General features: G+C 41.6%; 22 protein-coding genes. 8 read left to right on the top strand and 14 right to left on the bottom strand.

Annotated features, from left to right (window positions below):
- Positions 1-7: 7 nt before the first annotated feature.
- From H5123_RS03130 to H5123_RS03140, 3 genes are all read left to right on the top strand, one after another.
- Positions 8-1,927, top strand: a complete 1,920-nt coding sequence (locus H5123_RS03130) for an alkaline phosphatase (protein WP_404948296.1) — start codon at positions 8-10, stop codon at positions 1,925-1,927.
- A gap of 97 nt (positions 1,928-2,024) precedes the next feature.
- Positions 2,025-2,756: a hypothetical protein gene (locus H5123_RS03135; RefSeq protein WP_182697007.1), complete on the top strand. Its 732-nt coding sequence runs from the start codon at positions 2,025-2,027 to the stop codon at positions 2,754-2,756.
- A 504-nt stretch (positions 2,757-3,260) separates the two neighbouring features.
- A complete protein-coding gene (locus H5123_RS03140; RefSeq protein ID WP_049763595.1) occupies positions 3,261-3,587 on the top strand; it encodes a YkgJ family cysteine cluster protein in 327 nt (108 codons plus the stop codon).
- Between the two features lie 92 nt (positions 3,588-3,679).
- Here the strand turns inward: H5123_RS03140 and H5123_RS03145 are convergent, their stop codons facing one another.
- Positions 3,680-4,156: a hypothetical protein gene (locus tag H5123_RS03145; RefSeq protein ID WP_182697008.1), complete on the bottom strand. Its 477-nt coding sequence runs from the start codon at positions 4,154-4,156 to the stop codon at positions 3,680-3,682.
- Entirely contained in the window at positions 4,156-5,328 is a 1,173-nt protein-coding gene (locus tag H5123_RS03150; RefSeq protein ID WP_182697009.1) for a PepSY domain-containing protein, read from the bottom strand. The genes H5123_RS03145 and H5123_RS03150 overlap by 1 nt, the downstream gene beginning before the upstream one ends.
- Positions 5,329-5,588: 260 nt before the next feature.
- Here H5123_RS03150 and H5123_RS03155 point away from each other — a divergent pair, with 260 nt between their 5' ends.
- Entirely contained in the window at positions 5,589-7,694 is a 2,106-nt protein-coding gene (locus tag H5123_RS03155; RefSeq protein WP_182697010.1) for a TonB-dependent siderophore receptor, read from the top strand.
- A 543-nt stretch (positions 7,695-8,237) separates the two neighbouring features.
- Entirely contained in the window at positions 8,238-9,248 is a 1,011-nt protein-coding gene (locus tag H5123_RS03160) for a D-alanine--D-alanine ligase (protein ID WP_182697011.1), read from the top strand.
- Positions 9,249-9,328: 80 nt separating this feature from the next.
- Here the strand turns inward: H5123_RS03160 and H5123_RS03165 are convergent, their stop codons facing one another.
- The 7 genes from H5123_RS03165 to H5123_RS03195 all read right to left on the bottom strand — a co-directional run bounded on the left by H5123_RS03165 (position 9,329) and on the right by H5123_RS03195 (position 15,876).
- Positions 9,329-9,928, bottom strand: coding sequence for a cytochrome c3 family protein (locus H5123_RS03165; protein ID WP_124016443.1), 600 nt, complete (start codon positions 9,926-9,928; stop codon positions 9,329-9,331).
- A gap of 8 nt (positions 9,929-9,936) precedes the next feature.
- On the bottom strand, positions 9,937-10,407 hold the full coding sequence (locus tag H5123_RS03170; protein ID WP_124016442.1) for a nitrate reductase cytochrome c-type subunit: 471 nt from the start codon (positions 10,405-10,407) through the stop codon (positions 9,937-9,939).
- Between the two features lie 11 nt (positions 10,408-10,418).
- On the bottom strand, positions 10,419-12,908 hold the full coding sequence (gene napA, locus H5123_RS03175; protein WP_124016532.1) for a nitrate reductase catalytic subunit NapA: 2,490 nt from the start codon (positions 12,906-12,908) through the stop codon (positions 10,419-10,421).
- A 2-nt stretch (positions 12,909-12,910) separates the two neighbouring features.
- A complete protein-coding gene (locus H5123_RS03180; protein WP_182697012.1) occupies positions 12,911-13,168 on the bottom strand; it encodes a chaperone NapD in 258 nt (85 codons plus the stop codon).
- A 33-nt stretch (positions 13,169-13,201) separates the two neighbouring features.
- Positions 13,202-13,360, bottom strand: coding sequence for a periplasmic nitrate reductase, NapE protein (locus H5123_RS03185; RefSeq protein ID WP_124016440.1), 159 nt, complete (start codon positions 13,358-13,360; stop codon positions 13,202-13,204).
- Between the two features lie 382 nt (positions 13,361-13,742).
- On the bottom strand, positions 13,743-14,651 hold the full coding sequence (locus H5123_RS03190) for a class I SAM-dependent methyltransferase (protein WP_182697013.1): 909 nt from the start codon (positions 14,649-14,651) through the stop codon (positions 13,743-13,745).
- A gap of 40 nt (positions 14,652-14,691) precedes the next feature.
- Positions 14,692-15,876 (bottom strand): AI-2E family transporter, encoded by a 1,185-nt coding sequence (locus H5123_RS03195; protein WP_182697014.1) that lies wholly within the window; start codon positions 15,874-15,876, stop codon positions 14,692-14,694.
- A 158-nt stretch (positions 15,877-16,034) separates the two neighbouring features.
- Here H5123_RS03195 and folX point away from each other — a divergent pair, with 158 nt between their 5' ends.
- Positions 16,035-16,403 (top strand): dihydroneopterin triphosphate 2'-epimerase, encoded by a 369-nt coding sequence (gene folX, locus H5123_RS03200; protein WP_124016437.1) that lies wholly within the window; start codon positions 16,035-16,037, stop codon positions 16,401-16,403.
- Positions 16,404-16,482: 79 nt separating this feature from the next.
- Positions 16,483-17,382 (top strand): TIGR01777 family oxidoreductase, encoded by a 900-nt coding sequence (locus tag H5123_RS03205; RefSeq protein WP_124016436.1) that lies wholly within the window; start codon positions 16,483-16,485, stop codon positions 17,380-17,382.
- A gap of 10 nt (positions 17,383-17,392) precedes the next feature.
- Here the strand turns inward: H5123_RS03205 and H5123_RS03210 are convergent, their stop codons facing one another.
- The 3 genes from H5123_RS03210 to H5123_RS03220 all read right to left on the bottom strand — a co-directional run bounded on the left by H5123_RS03210 (position 17,393) and on the right by H5123_RS03220 (position 20,356).
- Positions 17,393-18,289 carry a LysR family transcriptional regulator gene (locus H5123_RS03210; protein WP_182697015.1) on the bottom strand — a complete coding sequence of 299 codons (897 nt, stop codon included), beginning with the start codon at positions 18,287-18,289 and terminating at the stop codon, positions 17,393-17,395.
- A gap of 405 nt (positions 18,290-18,694) precedes the next feature.
- Entirely contained in the window at positions 18,695-19,384 is a 690-nt protein-coding gene (locus tag H5123_RS03215; RefSeq protein WP_182697016.1) for a pseudouridine synthase, read from the bottom strand.
- A gap of 108 nt (positions 19,385-19,492) precedes the next feature.
- Complete coding sequence (locus tag H5123_RS03220) at positions 19,493-20,356, bottom strand: DUF4010 domain-containing protein (RefSeq protein WP_182697017.1); 864 nt, start codon at positions 20,354-20,356, stop codon at positions 19,493-19,495.
- Positions 20,357-20,800: 444 nt separating this feature from the next.
- Between H5123_RS03220 and H5123_RS03225 the strand changes: the two genes are divergently transcribed.
- Positions 20,801-21,055, top strand: coding sequence for a TIGR03643 family protein (locus H5123_RS03225; RefSeq protein ID WP_124016432.1), 255 nt, complete (start codon positions 20,801-20,803; stop codon positions 21,053-21,055).
- An 82-nt stretch (positions 21,056-21,137) separates the two neighbouring features.
- Here the strand turns inward: H5123_RS03225 and H5123_RS03230 are convergent, their stop codons facing one another.
- Positions 21,138-23,621 carry an ABC transporter permease gene (locus tag H5123_RS03230; RefSeq protein ID WP_182697018.1) on the bottom strand — a complete coding sequence of 828 codons (2,484 nt, stop codon included), beginning with the start codon at positions 23,619-23,621 and terminating at the stop codon, positions 21,138-21,140.
- The gene (locus H5123_RS03235; RefSeq protein ID WP_124016430.1) at positions 23,621-24,367 is read right to left on the bottom strand and encodes an ABC transporter ATP-binding protein; all 747 of its coding nucleotides are present in this window, start codon (positions 24,365-24,367) and stop codon (positions 23,621-23,623) included. Before H5123_RS03235 ends, H5123_RS03230 begins: the two co-directional genes overlap by 1 nt.

Raw genomic sequence — 24,367 nt, forward strand, 5'->3', positions numbered from 1 at the left:
TTTTATGATGAATAAATTTATATTATCAACAATAACAGTTTCTTTGGTTTTTGCATTATCAGCTTGCGGCGACAACGGTGACAATGGCACAGATGGAAGCAACGGCATCAATGGTTCAAATGGAGCAAACGGAACGAATGGTACTAACGGAAACAACGCGTTAATCACACAAACTCCCTTGCCGGTAGGTAATGAAAATTGTCTCAATGGTGGTGTGCAAATCGACTCGGGGATCGATACCAATGCTGATACCGTTTTAGATGCGTCTGAAATAACATCCACTCAATATGTATGCTCGCCTGCCGCAACCTCAGTAAATGATAGCGAACTGCTGAGCAGTTTAAATAACTCATGGTTTAAACAAGGTGCTGCCGAAATAGAAACGGCAGATGATGTTTGGAAAAAAATAGATAGCCAATTAGTAAATAATGCCAACGTATCGATTGCAACAGCATCTACCGCGGCTGAAATAACAGCACTTAAAGGCTCAGCTAAGAACGTGATTTTATTTGTTGGTGACGGTATGGGTATTTCAACTGTAACTGCCGCGCGTATTTTAGATGGTCAAAATAAAGGCATGATGGGTGAAGAAAACCAATTAAGCTTTGATAAGTTCCCATTTTCTGGTTTAGCAAAAACCTACAACGTTGATGCACAAACACCAGATTCTGCAGGAACAATGACAGCGATGATGTCGGGCATTAAAACGGATGCTGGCGTGTTAGGTGTTGACGAAAATGTGGTTCGAGGCAATTGTGCTAGCACTAAAGGCATTGAGATGATCACGGCCTTAGAATTAGCTGAGATTGCAGGTAAATCAACGGGGGTTATTTCTACCGCACGTATTACGCACGCGACACCTGCTGCGACTTATGCAAAGTCAGCAGATCGTGACTGGGAAGATATCTCTGATATGGATATTGCCAACAATCCTGAACGCGCTAATTGTGAAGATATTGCATTACAGTTAGTCAATTTTGAAGCCAACTTAGAAGCTCGATATACCGGTGTAGATGTTGATGGTATTGAAGTTGTTATGGGTGGTGGTCGTCGTCATTTTTTACCTAAAGATGCAGCATACAATAGTAATGACGCAGTCAGTACTATTGAAGGTGACCGTACTGATGGCCGTGACTTAACCGCCGAATGGCAAGCTAAGTATGCAACAAGTGCTTATGTATATGACCAGACTTCATTTAATGCTATCGACACTGAAACAACACCACACGTATTTGGTTTATTTAACGAATCACACATGCAATACGAAGCTGATCGTAAGAATGATATTGCTGGTGAACCTAGCTTGTCAGAAATGACAGCCACTGCCATTAAGGTGCTTGATAATAACAACAAAGGTTTCTTCTTAATGGTTGAATCTGGTCGAATTGACCATGCTCACCATGCTGGAAATGCTTACAACGCGCTAAATGACGCGATTGAGTTTGCTAAGGCTGTACAAGTAGCGGTTGATGCAACTAGCCAAGAAGACACCTTAATTATTGTTACAGCAGATCACAGCCATGTATTTACCATTGCAGGCTACCCTAAACGTGGTAACCCAATCTTAGGTAAAGTGGTTGGTATTGGTGAGACTGAGCCAAGTTTAGCCTCAGACGACATGCCTTATACAACGTTAGGTTATGCCAACGGCCTTGGTTTTAGAAATTTAGGCGCACAAACCGATGCTGATGCAAGCTATGCAGCTGCAGCAGTAACAGGCCGCGTTGACTTAACTGATGTTGATACATCAACTGCGGGGTTCCACCAAGAGTCGTTAGTACCACTCGATAGTGAAACGCATGCGGGTGAAGACGTTGGTGTTTTTGCTGTTGGACCTGGTGCCCAATTAATAACAGGAACTAATGAGCAAAGCTTAATATTTCACGTAATGGATTACGCAGGCAACCTTTCAGGTACAGCCCAGTAAATAAGTAAAACGTTATCAATAAAGAATAGGGGCTTGCCCCTATTCTTTAACGTTTAGCTTCCACCTTGATACTTAATCAGCCAAAAAGATGAAACACATGAAAACTCTATTATTCATAACCGCTATTACTTTGCCGTTATTTGCTTCAGCAAGTGAAGACTGCCAATCAACTACCCTTATGGCGACTTATAATATTGAACAAACAACTCACGATGCGGCATCAAACAAACAAAACCAACTGGTATTATTAAGAGCCCAAAACTCGGTATTTCACATCAGCAATCAACAAGTAGCAACACAATGGACCACACTGCCAAATAATCACATGAAAAAAACCTCATATTTTATGGATGATAAACGTGCAATTGAATACGAAGCGACCAAAACGAAATCTAATCAAGCATGGCAATATCATGCACAATTACTGAATCCGTTATTTAAAAACCAGTCAACACTCATTGAAACTACTGGACAAGGTTGCAACAAAATTGAGCATTATCAACAACAAACAAATACAAAAACAGTTGATATATGGTGGTTTCCAGCAAAAAAATTAGTACAACGCATTAGTACTGTATTGTCAGATAAAAGTGAATCTGCAGATAAAGCCATAAATTGGCAATTAAGCGAAATAACTTACGACAACAACATTATTCAACAACAGTTAGATACATTATCTGCGTACCAATCGACCGACTTTGCTGATATTGGCGATAGTGAATATGACCCATTTTTTAGAAAAATGATCAACTTAGGTTTTATTGAGCACAGCGCATCAGGATTTTATGACAGTGAAGGTAATTCATTATCGTCAGCACATCAGCATTAACATTGGCATGAGCCATCGTATTTATGGGTTTATGTGATCAAAGCCGTGACAGTTATCTTCGCTCTTCGCGCCCCAGTATTAAGTAAACTGAACATTAACCAGACTATTTGTCTCGCTATCACAGGGAAGTGAAGCGTTACTCCCGTAATACGGGTCATTAAACATAACGCCGTGACAAACTAGACTGATTGAAGGCTTCTCGCTCAATATTGACAACACCTTACTAGACGTCGCGCTGGGTTAATGAAAATACGGCACATGCGACAACAAACTCAGCAGCGATGACACTTGCCTATGTGGTAGCGGCATTATTATTGCGAGCATGTATCAACCGCTAAAATGGTTGTCTTATCATCCTCAACCACCAAGCGCTTTTGAGTGAGTTTGGCGAGTATCCCAATCTCATGATTATTTGCGCTAAGATAACGTCAACGCCGCAAAATTACGGTATCCTTAGTCCAAATGTTCAACTGCAGCCCTTAAATGCCCACCAATATCATTACCATGTTCCCTGAGTCGTCCGATAAATCATCGACTCCCGCATCGATAAGCGCTGTAGAGCAACCAGCAGCTGTGACCTGTTCAAATTGCCAGGCCTGTTGTTGCCGCTTAGAAGTAATGTTAATCACCGAAACCGGTGTGCCTAAAGTGTATATAGCCAAAGATAATTGGGGCGGAGAAGTAATGCGCCGTCTTGATGATGGTTGGTGTGCCGCGCTAGATCGAGACACTATGATGTGTTCAATTTACGAAGTTCGGCCACTGATTTGCCGTGAATTTGAAATGGCCGAATACGAATGTGTCTCTGAACGCGAAGCTTTCGGAATATAAGCCCTAAGACGTTGATGTTAACTGTAATGCCATTACAGTTAACATCAACAAACTGCTCAATGAAATCAAGCCGTCCCAAAAGCTACAATGGTTTAGTTTGATGACTGATAAAATACATCTGGTAACTTCCAGCTAATAACTTGCTGTTGCCCCTGCCAATTTTCAATGGTTAACCACGCCTTGTGTTCTGCTGTTAATACTTCTGGCGCAATAGCATGAACTTCTTGTCCATGCTGACTTCCATGCAAGATACCTGCATCGCCCATTTGCAGTGTTTCTAATGGTAAGGGCTCTGTGCCAATATTTAAATATGCTTGACGGATCTGGTTTACCTGCCCCTTACTAAACAATAATAAAAAATCTTTAGTGTAGGTACCATCGTGAAGATATGGCGGATCAAGATTATACGGCATAGGTGTTATTTCAAAAGCTCCGACCGCTTGGGTTTCCCATGCCTCAGGGAATTGCGGGAATAAAGACTGATATAGAAAATAACCGACTAGCACTAGCATTAAGCCATTTATTTTATACTTGTAACGATTCCATATGGTATTTTTAATGCGGGCCATTAGTTACCTTCCTGCTCGACTAGCGATGAGTTATGCATTGTCAACGAATCGTCGAGTTCGGTTCTGGCAGCTTTTACGGTTCGACTTCCCCACATTAAAAATCCTGTGATAGACATACCCGTTAGAAATACGCCAAAAATAAACCAAATCACTTTTGTCCACAGACCGCCGATTGTGCCGTAATGCAGGGGGTTAGCGATATGTGATAGCGTTTGTAACGTCGTCATTGCCGCTGGCGATCTTTCACTTTCAATGTTGCCGCTCCAAGGATTAACCGTCACACCATAAGCGTATTGGTCATAGAAAATGTGATCTCCTTGACCATACACTTTGTAAGTATCTCGATTGTGCTCAGGAAGCATAATGTAAGTACTTTTAAAATCCGCGAAGGTTTGCTCTGCGAGATGAAGTGCATTAGCCAAAGTATATGGCCTAATTGGCGCACCATCGGTTGTCGTTATAAGCTGACTGACCTCCACTAAAGGAGGATGTTCTTCAATCTCGATATGATTGTGCCACATAATCGCCTGTGCTAAATACCATAACCCCGTAATGCTCATTAACATTAAAAACCACATTGACCACACGCCAGCCAATCGATGGAGATCTGCAAGCAGCGTTTTTTTACCTTGGTTTATTCGTAATTTAGGCTGAGTAAAAGCGCGCCAGAACTTTTTATAAATCACCAGTCCAGATACCAGCGCTCCTAACATAACAATGGCCATGAAACAGACAATGTAATAGCCAACACTGTAATTACTGTGCCAAGGAAACAGCAACCAGCCATGTAAGGAACGCATAAAATTAGTGAAGGTCATGCCAAGGTTGATTGCTTGTATTTGGCCTGTGTATTGATTGACGTAAGCGATAGCAAAAGGCACATCGCTATCACTAAAGATCACTGCATTAACTAGATAAGACTCAAAGCTCATCACTGTGGTGATGTTTGCTGTTGGGTGCGCTTGTTGCACAATGTCAACGAGTTCTGACATCGGCTTTTCAGTCAAATTTTGCGGATTAGTTGCGCGAGCGTCAGGATTGGTCAGCCAGGTTAACTCATGACTTATCACTGAAATGGTCCCGGTAAGGCACACAAAACAAAATATTATCCATACGGGTAATGAAAACCAGCCATGAAGCTTAAACCAAAATCGATTACTACGTTTTGCCATCTGTTTTCCAAATTTGTTCGCTGTCGTTATATACATGAATATCCCGCACATGCTAATACGATTGATAACCAATCTCAACAAATATTGAGTGATAATTATTATCAATTGTAAATTTTGGGTTAATCCTCGCATTTTTATCAATCTGACCTTAATTATATTTGCTAATGATAATCGTTAGCAATAACATTAGCATCTAATAAGCGCTATGGTTGGCCGTTAATATTATTCATCGTTTGAAAAAGATACAGGTAAAGCAAAACATGAAACCGAAACACATATTTGCACTTTCATCATTAGTTTTGGCGATGGGCTTTGTAGTACAGCCCTTCGCCCTAGCAGCCGAACAACAACAAAATGCTGACAACAATGATCAAAACATTGAAAAAATCCAAATTTTAGGTGTACGTTATAAACGCGTTAGCCAAGGCGCAACAGGCTTAACCATGGAGATTAATGAGACACCTCAATCAATCAGTGTGGTCACCAACGATCAAATAACTAATTTTGGCGCTAATAATCTTAACGACGTACTTCGTCTTGCTACTGGTATTAATGTTGAAGAATGGGAAACCAACCGCACACAATATACTTCTCGTGGTTTTGAAATTAAAAGTACCCAAATTGATGGCGTTGGATTGCCAAATGACTGGGGGATAGTCACTGGTGCAATGGAAGCTTATGGTTATGAAAAAATTGAAGTTATTCGTGGCGCTAACGGCCTACTAACCGGGATAGGTAATTCTGCTGGTACCATTAATTATGTGCGTAAACGCCCGACGAATGAAAATGAAGGTGAAGTAGGCATCTCATACGGTTCAGATGACTTTAAGCGCGTACAGGCTGATTACTCTGCCCTATTAACAGAAAGCGGTAGTTGGGCTGGTAGAGTTGTTGCGGTAGTAGAAGACAAAGGGTCATACCTAGATGGCCTAGAAAATGACCGTGGTTATCTTTACGCTGTCGTTGATGGTCAGTTAACAGATAACTCAACCTTAACGTTAGGGTTTTCTTACCAAGATGCCAACACAGACGGTAATACCTGGGGTGGATTAGTATTTAACTATACTGACGGTACCCAAGCTGAGTGGGATACTAGTGCGACTACAAGTCAAGACTGGACCATGTGGGACACCATTAATACAACCGCGTTTGTTGAGTATACTTACATACTGCCTAACGATTGGGATCTTAAAGTTGCCTATAATCATCAAGGATTAGAAGATGAAAGTAAGCTATTTTATGCTTCTGGTACCATTGATAAAGAAACGGGTTTAGGGTTAATGGGGTCGCCAGGTCGCTATGACACTGAATTTTCAGCCGATATATTAGATATCACCACAATTGGTCATTACGGCTTATTTGGTCAAGATCACGAACTGACCTTAGGCTTAAGCGGTTCAAAAAGTAAAAAATACATGTACCAACACCCATTTGATTATACTGCCACTCCGGCATATGGGCCCACGCCGGCCTTCCCTTACGATCTCGATGCTATTCCTGAGCCAGAATGGGCCGATAAAATCGAGTACTCTGACATAGATGTTAGTTTACTGCGCGCTTATGGTTCGACTAAGTTCAATATCAATGACAGCCTATTTGTCGTTGCTGGTTTTAATGCGATTAAATATACCCGCGAAGGTATTAATAGCGGTGTTGATATTGACAACGATGAGAGTGAATTAAGCCCTTATGCAGGCGTGGTTTACAGCATCACAGAGGATATAAATACCTATTTCAGTTATTCAGATATTTACCAACCACAAGAGCAATATGATTACGATGGGTATTTTTTAGACCCAACTAAAGGCGTCAATTACGAACTGGGGCTAAAAACCCTGTGGCTTGATAATGATTTAATGGCTACCTTTGCACTATTTAGTGCTGAGCAAAATAACCTCGCTAGCTACGCCGGCCTTAATGCTAACGGAAACTATTTTTATAAAGGTGTAAACGTCGAATCGAAAGGATTTGAAGTTGAAGTAACGGGACGCATCACAGACAACCTCAATGCAGTATTCGCTTATACGCTGCTTGATATAGAAGATGACAACGGCGCTGAAGCAAATGAGTGGGCAGCACGAAACGTGGTTAACTTTTCGATGGATTATACCATCCCACAATTGCCAGAAGTAAGCGTTGGATTAGGCGGCAGATGGCAATCAGAAACCAAAAACGTTGATCCTAAAGTAGAGCAAGATGCCTATTTAGTGGTTAATGCTTTTGCAAGTTGGAACATTTCTGACGATCTAAACCTAAGAGCGAACATTAATAATCTCACCGATGAAAAGTACATTACTAGCTTGGCGACAATAGGCTATTACGGCGCACCTGTGAATGGTTCGGTGAACTTAACTTATCGCTTCTAAGTGGCATGAATACGCTACCGCGTAACGACTGAATTTATGCCATCAATTTAAGTATTTGCGTTTAATGCGTTGGTTACCACATCAATATAATCGGTGCGGTAACCACGCTAACAGGCAATATATTGATTGATAAAAAACCTCTTTTTATAAACATAAAAAGAGGTTTTTACTTTTACAGCTGATATATAAAATTATTTACAGGCCCAACACAAAGATAGCGTTGAGCTCGTCGTCTAAACTATATCGCCTTATTGACGATTCAATCTGCCGCTGGTTTTGGCGCTTATAAAAGAGTGATAATCGAAACAAGTATAGCCAAAGCTTATAAATACCCTCACTTTGACAGGCGAATAGATATGCCGCTGTTTATTATTTCGTTGAGCTTATTTAAGCTACTTAGCTTCGAAAATAAACCTAATTAGCTAAAATAGTATTAACTCTTACTTGCGCTGTATGGCTAAGGGTCTTTATCATAAGCATTACTTATTTAGGGCGAATCCAATCCAATCTAGCCCATTCTTTTTTGGTCTTTCAGGAGCAAACATGCCAAAGATTAATCTGCTGCTATTGTGCGGCGGTGGCGGTGCAGAACACGATATTTCATTAATGTCAGCACGTTTTTTTGAGTCATCACTGGCAAAGTCAGATAAATTTTCGGTACTTAAGCTAGTACTCGATAAACACGGTCATTATCACACTGAAGACGGAAAATTATGCGACCTGACTAATCGGCGTGAGATTCGTTTTGAGGATAACAATACGCCAGCATGGCCCGTTGATTATGTGATCCCGTGTATTCATGGTTTCCCGGGCGAAACCGGTGATATTCAATCTTACTTTAACTTAATTCAACTGCCCTACTTTGGCTGTGAGTCTGAAGCCTCAAGTAATTGTTTTAACAAAATCACCGCTAAAATGTGGTTTTCAGCTTTAGGTGTGCCAAACACGCCTTACATCTTTTTGCATCAACTAGATGATGCTGCAATCAAGCAAACTGAAACAGCATTTGATCATTGGGGATCCGTTTTCGTTAAAGCTGCTTCACAAGGATCGTCTGTGGGTTGCTATAAGGTTGATGTGAAAGCCAATATCGCTAACGTACTTAAAGACGCATTCAGTTATGCCCCTTATGTGGTCGTTGAGCAAACTATCCATGCGCGTGAATTAGAAGTCGCCGTATACCAGTATCAAGGTGAAGTAGTTGCGACCTTACCGGGCGAGATTATTTGTGACAGCAATACCTTTTATTCATTTGATGAAAAGTACGCTAAAAATAGTAAGGCCCGAACCGACGTGGTTGCAGAGAACCTCAGCCCTGAGATCAGTCAACTGATCCGTGATTACGCAATAAAAGCCTTTAAAGGGATGAAATTACGTCACTTGTCGCGTATCGATTTCTTTTTAACTGATGATAATCAAATCCTTTTGAATGAAATCAATACCTTCCCTGGGTTAACGCCTATTTCAATGTTCCCGAAGATGTTGCAAAACCATGGCCATGATTTCACTGAATATTTAATTGATGTGATTGGGCAACAGCTTGATTTAACGTAAACAACTTTAGTTCGAAATGCATAAAACAAAAGGCCAGCAAATTTGCTGGCCTTTTCTATACGCTTACAATCTTAACCCGTTTAGAACCCTTCTACACCCGCCATATCAGGTAATTGATGTGCAATCCCTTTATGACAATCGATACAGGTTTTTTCGCCGCTAGCCAGAGACGTTGAATGCATTTGTGATGCACGCTTAGACTGACGAGTGAAATCCATATAATCAAAATTATGGCAGTTACGGCACTCTAATGAATCGTTAGCTTTAAGGCGTTGCCATTCATGTTCCGCCAGCTCTCGACGCTTTCCTTCAAACTTTTCTCGCGTGCTAATAGTACCGAATACTTTACCCCACACTTCTTTAGACGCTTGCATTTTACGGGCAATTTTGTCGGTCCAGTTATGTGGCACATGGCAATCCGGACAGGTTGCACGCACACCACTTCGGTTAGTGAAGTGAATGGTGGTTTGCAGCTCCTGATAAACGTTGTTTTCCATTTCATGGCAACCGATACAGAATTGCTCGCGGTTAGTCAGCTCTAAAGCGGTGTTAAATCCGCCCCAGAAGATCACTCCTGCGATAAATCCACCAATGGTTAAGAAGCCAAGACTGTAATGGACACTCGGACGACGCAGCACTTTCCACACGAGTTTTAGTTGCTCAAATAATTTTGCAAACATAGTCACTCCTAGTGCTTAACTGCGGCTTTCGCCTTCATTAAGTGGTCTATATCGACAAAGTCATTTTCAACCAACAACTTGGCATCTAACTGCGGTGCATGACACTGAGTACAGAAATAACGACGGGGTGATAAATCAGCCAAGAAATTATTGTCGCGGTCCATATAGTGAGTCACGCTCACCATTGGCGCCTGTGAATGACCGGTACTGGTACGCGCATGACACTGGATACACTTGTTCACTTTAAGATCGATTTGATAACCATCAATCTTGTGCGGGATCACCGGTGGCTGCATAGGATAATTACGAACCTGCTTAACATCGGTATTGATCACCGCTTGCATTGCAGGCGGTGTCGGTTCGATATTAATTGGCGCTAAACGTAATGTGTCGATTTTGTCTTCAGGTATGCTGGTAGCCATTACACTGACAGAGAAACCTAATAACGCGATAATCGATAATAATTTACCTGTTTTCATGGTCTGTCTCCTTAAGCCTTAACAATCTTTACTGCACATTTTTTATAGTCAGTTTGTTTTGACAAAGGATCTGTCGCATCTAACGTCACTTTATTAATGAGCTGACTGGCATCAAACCAAGGCACAAACACTAAGCCTACAGGCGGCTTATTACGTCCACGGGTTTCAACACGGGTTTTAATTTCACCACGGCGAGACACAACTCTAATCTCATCACCACGGCGTAAACCGCGCTTTTTAGCATCTTCAGGGTGCATAAAACACACTGCATCAGGAAAAGCTTTATAAAGTTCAGGTACACGTTGGGTCATAGAACCAGAGTGCCAATGCTCAAGCACACGCCCTGTTGATAACCAAATATCAAACTCTTCATCTGGCGACTCTGCCGCAGGCTCGTAAGGCAAGGCGAAGATAACCGCGCGACCATCTGGCTTACCATAAAACTCATAGTCGGTACCGGCTTTAACGTAGGGATCTGACCCTTCACGGAAACGCCATTTGGTTTCTTTGCCATTCACCACAGGCCAACGTAAGCCGTGTTCTTTGTGGTACACATCAAAGTCAGCTAAATCATGACCATGACCGCGACCAAAGGTGGCATATTCTTCAAATAAACCTTTTTGAACGTAAAAACCAAAATGCTTAGCTTCATCATTTAAGTATTTTGGATCAGCATCTGCCAATGGAAATTTATCAACATTGCCATTGAGATAAAGCACTTCATATAAGGTTTTACCTTTAAATGAAGGATTAGCAGCTAACACTTCTGCAGGCCACACTTCGTCAGTGGTGAAACGCTTAGAGAATTCCATTAACTGCCATAAATCAGACTGTGACTCGCCGGGCGCCTTGACCATTTGATGCCAAAATTGAGTCCGACGTTCAGCATTACCATAGGCACCTTCTTTTTCGACCCACATTGCTGTTGGTAAAATCAAATCGGCGGCTTGAGTCGTCACGGTTGGGTAAGCGTCTGACACTACGATAAAGTTTTCTGGATTACGGTAGCCCGGTAAACCCTCTTCGTTAATATTGGCACCAGCTTGGATATTGTTGTTCACTTGAACCCAGTAGCAATTTAAATCGCCATCTTTTAAGCGACGGTTTTGCTCTACTGCATGGTAGCCAGGTTTAGGGGGAATAATACCACTGGGAATGTGCCAAATCTCTTCGGCGCGCTTTCTGTGCTCAGGGTTAGTCACCACCATGTCAGCAGGTAAACGATGTGAGAATGTGCCCACTTCACGTGCTGTACCACAAGCAGACGGTTGACCCGTTAATGAGAATGGACTGTTACCTGGAGTAGAAATTTTACCGACTAACAAGTGAATGTTATAAATTAGATTATTACACCACACACCACGAGTATGTTGATTAAAGCCCATGGTCCAGAATGACGTTACTTTACGATCAGGATCAGCATACAGCTCAGCTAATTCAATAAGCTTATGTTCTGGTACACCAGACAACTTACTCACAGATTCAACATCATAATCAGCCACAAATTTAGCAAATTCATCAAAATCAATCGGTGTAGAATCACCCGCTGTGGCGACGTTTTTGGCTTTCATTTCCAGTGGATGCGTTGGCCGTAAACCATAGCCAATATCCGTTGTACCCTTGCGGAAATTAACATGCTTTTTGATAAAATCTTTATTCACTTTGCCATTTTGGATAATGTAATTGGCAATAAAGTTAAGCATCGCCAAATCGGTTTGTGGCGTGAATACAATTGGCAAATCAGCCAGGTCAAATGAACGATGTTCAAAGGTCGACAACACGGCAACTTTAACGTGTGGCGCACTTAAACGACGGTCGGTTATACGAGTCCACAAAATGGGGTGCATTTCTGCCATGTTTGAGCCCCAAAGCACAAACGCGTCAGCCGCTTCCATGTCGTCATAACAGCCCATTGGCTCATCAATACCGAAGGTACGCATAAAGCCACCTACCGCAGATGCCATACAATGACGCGCATTAGGGTCGATGTTATTTGAACCAAAGCCAGCTTTCATTAACTTAACCGCGGCATACCCTTCCCAGACGGTCCACTGACCAGAACCAAACATTCCCACCGCTGTTGGGCCTTTGGCTTTTATGGTGGCTTTCCAACGCTCCGCCATAGTGTCGAAGGCTTTTTCCCACGTAATAGGAGTGAATTCACCATGCTTGTCATATTTACCATCAGTCATACGCAACATAGGCGTTTGCAGACGATCACGACCATACATAATTTTAGAAAGGAAATAACCTTTAATGCAGTTTAAGCCGCGGTTAACTTCACTGTTGGCATCGCCATGTGTGGCAACAACTTTACCCTCACGGGTGGCAACCATCACAGAACAACCAGTACCGCAAAAACGACAAGGTGCTTTGTTCCATTCTAATTTGGTTTGTTCTGAGCTAGTGATCAGGTTGCTTGCACTGGTCGGTAGTGCTAATCCTGCAACACTTGCCGCTGCGATAGCGGCATTGGCTTTCATAAAATCGCGTCTATTCATGTTCATACTTCACCTTCTTCAAGCTCTTCACTTTGGTGATACACCATGGTGGCCGTCAACACACCGGGAATGGCATTAATGGTTGAGATATCATCCATCAACGATCGTTGGCTCGGACCTTCTACGACAACCACTAACTTAACGTCATTATTAGCTGACAATTCAGCATTCTTGATGGCCATAATTTTTTGTCTTACGTCAGCCATTTTATCGGGGTGTACTTGGACAATTAGGCTGGTTACGTGAAGTTCATTACTCATACATCGCTCTCGCATTGTTGATTATTTTTAGGATTAGCCCGCGCCTGGAGGCCCAGTTAAAATTTGGCTAAACCAGATAGTAAAACCTAGTGCGCTAACCAGTAATACAGATAAAATTGGGGCTAGAAAGACAGTTAAAAAGATAAAAATCTTTAACTCTAAACCTTTTTTACTTTTGATTTGATTACTCATGGGTCCTCCAAGAGTGGGGATATAAGCAATAATTCATCATTGCTTTATTGCTTGTTTATTCGGTCCATGGGGAATGTTAGCGTTAATGCAGCAGCGAACTATATACTCACAAATTGGTAAACACGGATTAACATGATCTAAATCAACATTTTAAATAGCTAAAACGCGTGAACTGAGTGATTAAGCATAAAAAAGTAGTCAATAAATGCGGGCTCGATCATGGTTGAGGCAGTCATTTTGACTATTGCATCCTATTACTCATATATGAAATAGTGCAAATAATGACCTCGCCCACGCTGAAGATGGGTAGACTGAGCCGAGTTTATAGACAAAAAAAACCGACAGCCAAATGGCTGTCGGTTTTTTGTAACACACGAAGAGATTAGCTTAAGCGATAACGCAATACTTTTAATGATTTCTGTTCATCGATATCGGCAAAAATATGCGGATTAGCAATTCTTTCAATATAGGTAAGCTGTGGCGCCGTATTTGCCACTTGTTGCATCAAAAAATCACACCCTAGTTCTGGCGCATTTAAGCACAATAACACTTCGCCTTGAGGCGCCAGTAAGTCTGGCAGGCGTTTCAGTAGACGCTCATAATCTTTAGTGGCAACAAAACTGCCGCGTTGATTACTTGGAGGATCGGCCACAATCAAATCATACGGTCCAAGCTTAGTTAATTTACCCCAAGACTTAAAAATATCGTGGCCTAAATAACGCGCCCCTGCAGGTAAGTCATTTAACACATGGTTTTGCTTACCTATACTTAATGCACCTTTACTCATGTCCATGTTGACAACTTCATCTGCGCCGCCTTGCAAAGCCACTACCGAAAAGCCACAAGTATAAGCAAATAAATTAAGTACCTTTTTATGTTTTGCGTGTTGTTTCACCCATGCTCGGCCGTTGGCCATATCTAAAAATAAGCCGTGGTTTTGACCGCGTAATAAATGCACTAAGAAACGCGCACCGTTTTCAGTCACTATATGCTGCTCTGGTACTTCACCATGCAATAACTCACTCAATGTTTGGCCACCATGACGGTATTGGTAGACTAAATTAAGTGTTTCAGTTGGTCGTTGTTGCTGCCAAAGTACCACTATGGCAGCAACTAATTCATCGAGTTGCTCACTTTCGAGCATCTTAAAACTGGTAAGCAATAATACCGGCTTGTACCAATCTAAACACAGGTGTTCATCGCCCGCGAATAACCCACCACGACCGTGAAATAAACGGCAAACATCATCGCCGAATGTCAAATGTGGAACTGCTTGTAAAAAACCTTTCATACACTCTCTTAACTCAATAAACTAAATAAAATCAATAGGGTTATGCATCTTTCGTTGATGCCTTGGCAGCATTCTCCACGTCATGGTCATTTGCAACGTCATCAGTGACATCACTATCGGCATGATGGTTATCAGCGTCACTCGATACGGTTGCTGTTTCAGTTTCAACATTATGGCTTGATTCACTGGGTAATTCATCGACATTATCTGACAATAAAGTCGCTAGCCAACTGCCAGACTGGCTCGATTCAAGACCAATTTTAACAATCATGGTTAAGGGAACCGACAACAACATGCCGACAGAGCCAAGCAACCAGCCCCAAAAAATCAATGATAAAAAAACCACTAAGGTAGACAAGCCTAAACCACGGCCCATAAAACGCGGTTCAACCATATTACCCATCACCATATTGGTACCCACATACAATAAACCAGTAATACCTGCAGCCCCTGGGCCCATTTGAATAAAAGCCAATAACACAGCAGGAATGGCCGCAATAATAGAACCAATATTTGGAATATAGTTAAACAGAAAAGCAATCACCGCCCATAACAAAGCATAGTCAACGCCAATGATAGTCAAACCGATACCAACAACCACTGCTGTGGCTAAACTAACCAGAGTTTTAATCACCATATATTGATTAACCGACTGCAAAAACTTGTCGATTTGCTGTAAACGCTTATCTGGAGCATCGAGGGCTAAATGAAACTTTCTAGGCATTGATTGCGCTTCAAATAACATAAACACTATGGTCAAAATAATCAGGAATAAATTGGCCATCACATTACCGACACCAGAGAGCATATTGGTGGTCATGGATAACGCCATACCAGGATCAAAGTAGTCGAGCACCTTTTGCTTTGAAATCTGAATATTAAAGTCTTTGAGTTTTTCAAGGATCCAGGCGAATTGTTCAATCAATTGCTCACGATACTTGGGCATTTCCTTTGAAAACTCAGTCACTGAACTGCCCACTAAACTGGCCAGCCATAACCCCATTAACACTATAAAGCCCATTAATAAGATAATAGATAGCCATTTAGGAATATGATAACGCGTCATCAACACTATCGCAGGATTACAAATAACCGCTAAAAATGCGGATAATACAAAAGGTACGACTATCGGGCTGGCCGTTTTTATCCCCGCTAAAATAATCACCACACAAGCCATTACCACAAAACTGCGCACAGCCATTGGAGATTGTTGTATTCCTTTCATAGGCCGAAAAATCCTTATTATTGCTTATTAAAATGATTCTATATGCTAAGCTGAACTCAGTAACATATTGCAAACTAAGTTAAAATTTGTTGTCGATTCGTATATCAGTTGATGGCAATATTGGCACATCACCACTTTCAGGGATCCACTGACATTATATGAAACCAGAAACCGCTATTATACGCATTAAAAACTTACGTTTACGTACTTATATCGGCATTAAAGATGACGAAATCAATAACCAACAAGATGTCATCATTAACGTAGTAATTCATTATTGTGCCGATAAAGCCCGAAATAGTCACAGTGTCGAAGATGCATTGAATTATCGCACTATCACCAAAAAAATTATTGCTTTAATTGAAAATAATCGCTTTTCATTACTGGAAAACTTAACCAACCAAACCCTCGCCATTGCCAGTGAACATGACTGGGTTGAATTTGCCAGCGTCGAAATCGATAAACCCCATGCACTGCGTTTTGCAGACTCAGTGTCGATGGAGTTATGCTATCAAAAGCCCCAGTAACCACCATGGTATGCGCACAATGTGATCACATTTTAAGTTTACCATCGTATATTGCAATATAGAGTAAAGGGGAGTTTAGATGAAAATATTAATCACTGGCGCAACAGGGTTTGTTGGCAAACAGTTAGTCAAATCACTGAGTGACCACCAGCTAGTAATATTGACGAGAAATATTAATAACAGCAAAAACATTCTTGGCAGCCATCATCAGTACTGGCAAACGCTGGCAGACAAATCAGACCTTAACGATATAGATGCTGTGATTAATCTTGCTGGCGAACCGATAGTCAATAAACGTTGGAGCAATAAGCAAAAGAAACTTATCTGTGACAGTCGTTGGGATATCACCACGGCGTTAACTCAGCTTATCCGCAAAAGCACCACCCCACCGCATACTTTTATTAGCGCTTCAGCCGTAGGGTATTATGGCAGACAGGGTGATACCCCTGTGGATGAAACCAGCGGATTTCATGCTGAATTTAGTCATGATATTTGTCAAGAGTGGGAAAACCTTGCGCTTCAAGCTCAATCGCAACAGACCCGAGTATGCATTACCCGCATTGGGATTGTGCTCGGTAAAAATGGCGGCGCATTGGCGAAAATGTTACCGCCCTTTAAGCTCGGTTTAGGCGGCCCAATAGGCAATGGCGAACAAGGTATGAGCTGGATCCACATTGATGATTTAATCAAACTATTTAGCTACTTACTCAATAATTCGAACTCACAAGGCATTTATAACGCAACGGCACCTCAGCCTGTGAGTAATGCCGTATTTGCTAAAGCGCTAGGTAGCGCACTAAGCCGTCCTGCCAAAATAACTACGCCACCATTAGCGCTAAGACTAGCCATGGGTGAAATGTCAGAGTTGCTCACTACAGGCCAATTTGTACTACCTAAACGAGCTTTGGCGGCAGGATTTGAGTTTCAATACACTGACATCAACAGCGCATTACAACAGGTGGTCAATTCTGCAAACTAGGGCCCCGCCCCTAAACTAGCTGTTTAATTTTATCGATAATTGGCCCATAGCGTCGAGCAAGTGGTCGATGCTGTTTATAAATAATGAATAATGGCTCTGCAACCACCACATTATCGCCATGCTCATTGGCAAACGATGCAATACGGATATCTTGTGCTTGAGTAAAATGGTCGACCGCAAATTGTGGTAGCACAGCAAATGCCAGTCCTTTAGCCACAGGTACCAGAATTTGGTTTAATTGGTTAACATAACTGCGGATAGGCACCTGCAATGCTAGAGCCTGTTTTTCACTGAAGTACTGACAGGCTATTTGCGACCAATAATGCATAGCATCAGGATGACTCACCATGCCAAGCGCCATGAGTTGTTCAAATGTAACAGAGTGATGAGGGTATGACTGAGGCAACACTAAGCACAATGATTGTGCGGCTAATGGGGTTACCACCAGCTCATCCATATTAATCGATTGGGTAATAATGCCCACATCAATAGTATTGGCCATAACACTATCAATAATACGTTTATTGGGCGCCGCTTCCAGATAGATTTGTAGTTGATTATATGGCAACTGATAGTCAATAAGGTGAGGATATAGCAGCAAGGCCATTGAACCTGAGCAGGCAATACGACACTCACCAATATGCTCATCATCAACCGCTAATTGTGATAATACTTGCTGTTGTTGTTGCTGCCAAACTAACGCCCGTTGATGTAAAATAATCCCTGCTTCCGTCAGTTCAAAGCTTTTACCTATTCGAATGAGTAAATCAACACCGACCTGCTGTTCAAGCTTTTTAATATGCTGACTGACACCCGGTTGCGTCATAAAAAGCTGTTCTGCTGTGTGAGTAAAATGCCCTATTTCAACCAGTTTAATAAATGTCGTTAACCATTGTTGATTTAACATGCTAAGCCTCTATTGCATCAGATACTAGATCGCAGCCATCTATGTACACTCTCATTAATGGCTATCAAGCAAGACACTAGCATAGCCATTTTTAGGCTGACGATCACACTAAATAATATAAATTTATCGTTATACTATTTTTTGATAAATTAAAAATCATCGCAGCGATATCTGCAATCCTAACTGATTTCCACAAACGGGGAAGAATTACTGCAACTTAGGCTAACAAGGAATATGGAAACTAGCAGAACCACATTTGGCTTATGTCAATCAAACTGGCCATTGTTTGCTAGTTTGGCGCAGTCCCGTATTACAGACTTAATCAATAACGAGCCGTTTGCAGATTATTGAACTGCGGTAACGAACGATCTGCTCATGGTTATCACACCCACTTACATTTTCTAATTAAGCATTAAATGATTTAACTTCTGCATCGGTTAAATACCGCCACTGCCCGACTTCCACATCGGCGTTGACAGCACCAATGCTTTCACGATGAAGTGAGAGTACTTTATTACCTATTGCGGCAAACATGCGCTTAACTTGATGAAATTTGCCTTCAGTTAATGTCAGCAAGACTTCTTTGGCTGTGATGATTTGCAATACCGCCGGTAATGTAAGCCCTTGCTCACCATCAAGAGCAATGCCTTGTAAAAAACGTTCTGCGGCATCATCAACCAGCGGTTTGGCTAACTTAACCCGGTAGACTTTATGACACTCGCCTGAAGGAGAGGTAATCGCAAAAGTCCAACGACCATCATCGGTAATTAGAACTAACCCAGTAGTATCGGCATCTAAGCGCCCGGCAATATGGAGTTCAGATAAACGTTCAACATCCAATAATGAAAAAATCGACGGATAGACACCATCAACATTTGAACAAAGCATATTGGCGGGTTTATTGATTAACAGATAACGAAACGCTCGAGCAGTAAGGTTTTGACCCTTTAAGGTAATTTGATTATTTTCATGAATCTGAACAGCTTCATTCCTAACAGCCACACCATTTACGCACACCTCACCATTATTGATATGTTGGATAGCGTCACACTTTAATAGCTCAGTACTTTTACAAACAAATCGATCAAGACGCATAAATAACCTTAACTTGGGATAATCATTTTCTATTGGCTACTCAAGCGGATATTATGCCACAGACATAAATTGCTATTACTATTGGTATTAGGGGAAATAGCCAACTTATTACTCAAGCCATAAAGAGCAAAGATATGTAACACCGATACTTAACGCAAACCCCACCAACATCATTGCAATAAAAAACCATTTGTGAGAAAAATTGCTTCCTTTAAATACCAGGTACGATTTACTGATGCTGTTACCGAGTAAAATTAACAACAATAATGTTATTAAATCAATATCCTGCGGATTCATCGACCATTCGGTCATCACAGAGACTAGAATGGCATGAGCTTCAAAAAATGATACTAGCAAAGTACTGATCCCTCGAGATAGACCAAGTTCACTGCCGATAAAATTCATGCCATAAACAAGTGCGAGGATAAAAATAGATAGCTTAGCGACATTTTTCCAGCTTATTGGATGATCAATTAATAGCTCAATATCAACTGTAGATTGTCTTGATTGGTTGCTTAAAAAAAGCAAATTGGATGGGATCTGCACATATGTAATCACCGTAATAAAAAACATTAACTGTGTGACAAAGGGTATGTAAAAAATAAAGGATAATTGGTCGGCCAAAAAAAAGATAATAAATAGGCATTCCAGTAACATAGAGCATAAGGCAAACAGCAATGTCAGTAACAAGTCACGCTCACTTGTTGATGCAAATTTTTTATCATTTAGTATTTGTATAAAAACTGCCGTGCTGGAAATAAATCCCCCCAGAAAACCCTGTAACTGGAATCGGCGACGTTTTGCTAGCAAGTGAAAACTAAAAAAGCTGAATAACTCAAGACAGGCAACTAAAGGAACAATTTTTAAAAGAGGAACGTAGGCTGCCACCACGAACAAAGCCACCAGCATGGTCATGTCAAACCATATATGTTTGTCTTTAAAATGATATGAGAGTGGCGTCTTATGTTCCATCGACAATATTTTCCCCCAACAACGATTTATCAAGGTGGACTAAATCATACATGATTCAGAACTTACACTGTTTAATCACCAAATTAACCACTGTACTCCAAGAAATCGACACGGAACATTATTTAATATAACTGAATTATCCTGTAAGCCAACTTAAATCGCCGCCTCCCGTACTCGTATTGATAAAACCTTATCTTAATTTATAGTATCAATGACTTGAGATTGAGTTGATAAAAATTTTTACACTCCAGTTGGTCAAGGCGCATCATATACTCACGCTACATAAACATCACTCACTTATACTCGAGTTAACCATTAGGGTTAGTCAACTTAGGCCAATACTTTAACAAATTGATTAATCCTTAGCACAAATCATTCAAACACTAATCTAAACTCAGTTAACTAACGTACTGAAGTGCAAACCCAATAACATTATGATACTCAATGCTATCACCACAAGACACTTCAAGGATCATTGAAATGGCATGGGAAGACCGCACGCCATTTGAAGCCATTGAGCACCTTTATGGCTTAACCGAATCAAATGTGATTAAACTTATGCGCTCATCACTCAAACCCAATAGCTTTAAGTCGTGGAGAGCCCGTGTTAGTGGCCGTAAAACCAAACATCTTAAACTGCGCCCAGAAGGAATTGATAGAGCCTATTGCTCAACGCAATATAAAATGCCTCAAAAGTAATCACATCAGTGATTAACTAAGGTAAAAAAGCAGCATAAAAAAGGGAGATGACGATGCATCTCCCTTAAGATTTATAAGTACTTTAGCCCTCTTTTAACATGTCACTGCACGACTTATTAAGTAACTGACGACAACGCCATACCCCAAGAATCGCCACAATGATTGCTCCAGCAATTGGCGTTATCCCCCACCAAGGCCAATGCATATAAACGACCAACTCAAACACTTGGGTTTTAAGCATGTACAAAGCAAACTCAGCAACAATGACAGCCAATAAACCTGCGATGGCCCCAAGTAAAGCAAATTCAAATCCAGTAGCCGCTCTTAATAACCAACCTGATGCACCAAACGTTCGCAATACCGCCAATTCTCGCTGCCGAGTCGCCATACCAGCTTCAGTCTGGGCTATCAGTACTAAAGCACTTGCCAGTAAAACTAGAACCAACACTAATGACAAAGATAATGACACTTGATCGATAATTTGTCGTAACTGTTCAACCATAGCGCCAACATCAATAATCGATACGGTCGGGAATTGTTGGATCAATTGCAGCACCACTTGATTCGCGCTCAGTAGGCTGCCGTCCGCGGCTAATTGCGCATCATTAAGATGAAAGCTCGCCATCGAAGTATAAGCAAATGGCGCCAATGCTTCTGGGGTAAAAATCATGAAAAAATTAGGCTGTAGAGTTTCCCATTGAACCTGCCTTATGCTGGAAACCTTAACCGAGAAGGCTTGATTATCTATGCTATAGGTTAGCTTATCCCCCAACACTATACCTAAGCGATCAGCAACACCAGATTCAACCGACACATCATTGCTAGCCTGATTAAACTCACCTTCAAGGAGCTTATTATTAGGTGGTAAGGTCTCTCGATACGTTAAGTTTAGTTCGCGAGAAATACCTACTCGCCCTTCAACACCGTCCTCAGACTGCTTGCCTGAAATCAACTCTTCATCATTAATATGCGTCAAACGACCACGAACCACAGGATAAATGTCAGTCGCATTAATATGATTAAGCGTCAAAAAGTCATTCAATGGTTTAGCATCTTCAGGCGCGATATTGACTAAAAAGTAATTAGGGGCATTTTCAGGTAACTGCTTTTGCCATTCATTGAGTAAATCTTGGCGCAAAGCCAAAATCGTTAACAGTAATACTAACGCACTGCTAAAACCGACTAATTGCACCGCATTTTGGCGCGCACGACGGCGAAGACCAGCCAAAGCTAATTGGAAAGGATTGGTGGTTTTCATGCCAATACCATGACCAAAACGGATCATCACAAATCCAAGCACGCTTAATAACAAACCTAATAGTAGTACTGCAAGTACCACTGTCATGGTCAAGGCTAAACTTCTAGAATATAAATAGCCTAACAAAGCCATGGCAGCCAAACTTAATAGCAGATGTAACCACATTCCCAGTTGCAAGCCTTCTAATTGACGTTGCAATACTCTTAAGGGCGGAATGGCTAACAAGCGCATTAATGGATAAGCCGAAAACATAAATGCACTAATTAAACCCGTGCTAACGCCTAGTAATACAGGGCGTAAGTATGGTGGTGAATAAGCGGCGATTTCTTTAGGCAGAAATGCCGTTATACCAAGATCAAGTAATACTCCGCCAAGCAGACCCAGTGCAATACCCAGTAATGTCACCAAAGACAGATGTAGTCCGAATAATACTCGAATTTGCTTACCCGAGGCGCCAAAGGTTTTGAGCATGGCAACAACGTCATAATGGCGTTGGCAATAACGCTGCGCCGCAATACCAATCGCCGCACACGCAAGGGCTATACCGAGTAAACTGGCAAGCAGCAGGAATCGCTCTGCACGTTGCACCGCCGAAGCTATCGGAGAATCTCCCGACTGCACGTCTACCCATCGTTGGCTGTTATTGAGTAAAGGTTTAGCTTGCTGCTCAAATACGGTTAATTGATCAGCATTTCCGGTAAATTGGTATAAATAAGTCACCCTACTGCCAGGCTGAATAATACCTGTCGCCGCCACGTCATCTAGGCGGATCAGTAACACTGGCGAAGATGCAAATGGATTAAAACCAGCATCAGGTAAACGCTTAATCTCTTCGGTTAGTGATAGCTCACTATTGCCTAACTCAATGCTTTGCGGGAAACCAAGTAAACCACCTAGACGACTCTCAAACCATGCTTGACCTGTCTTTGGCAACTCCTGAGTGACACCACTACTGAGTTCGATATCGCCTTTTAATGGGTAACCATCACCTACAGCTTTGACCGTCACTAACTGAAATTTATCTCCGGAATATACCATCGAATTAAATTGCATATTGGTGACATGAGCGAGACCAAGCTTATCCGCTATGGTCAGCACTTGTGGGTCAAGCTCAACTGGCGAGTCAATAATACGGTCGGCAGCAATAAAGTTGGCCGCTTCACCGTTAATAGCAACTTGTAAACGCTCACTGACTCGCGCAAGCCCAGTTACTGATAACACTGCCAAGGTAATCGCCAATACAATAAGAATTAATTGCCCTTGAGCGAGTTCACGTTTAAACAAGCGCCACGCAATTTGCCATTCCATTAATTAACCTCCGCAGTAAACTCAGAGTGTTGTTGACTCGAGAGATTGACTACATTGGGTTCTGATAAGTGACCATTTTCCATCACTAACTGCCGGCCACAGCGCTTCGCAAGATGCAAATCATGAGTCACCAAGACCAGCGTGGTGTCACTTTCTTGGTTTAAAGCAAACAGCATATCGGCAATTTTGTCACCGTTTACACTGTCCAAGTTGCCTGTGGGTTCATCTGCAAACAACACTTTAGGCTCGCAAATAAAGGCTCTAGCAATGGCAACACGTTGCTGCTCGCCACCGGATAATTGTTTAGGTAAGTGATTTAATCGATGAGATAAACCAACACGCTCTAGCATGGATTGAGCTTTTTGTTTGGCATCTTTAACACCAGAAAGCTCTGCTGGTAACATGACATTTTCTAAAGCCGTTAACGTGTCAACCAACATAAATGACTGAAAGATAAAACTGACTTTTTTCTTACGCAATGCGGCTTTTTGTTCTTCATTTAACCCAGATAGTGCTACACCATCTAACACGATTTCACCAGAGCTAGGAGTATCTAATGCAGCAAGCAAACCTAGCAGTGTCGACTTGCCTGAACCTGATGGTCCCAAAATGGCGATACTGTCTCCTTGCTTGACTTCTATATTAATGCCGTTGAGGATAGTCAACTCTCCCTCTTGGGTCACGACAGTTTTATTGAGGTTAGTTACAGTAATGGCACTGATATTTCGATCGATATTATTAGACAT

The organism is Shewanella sp. SR43-4, assembly GCF_014163845.1.
In the GTDB taxonomy this organism is placed as follows: Bacteria; Pseudomonadota; Gammaproteobacteria; order Enterobacterales; family Shewanellaceae; genus Shewanella; species Shewanella vesiculosa.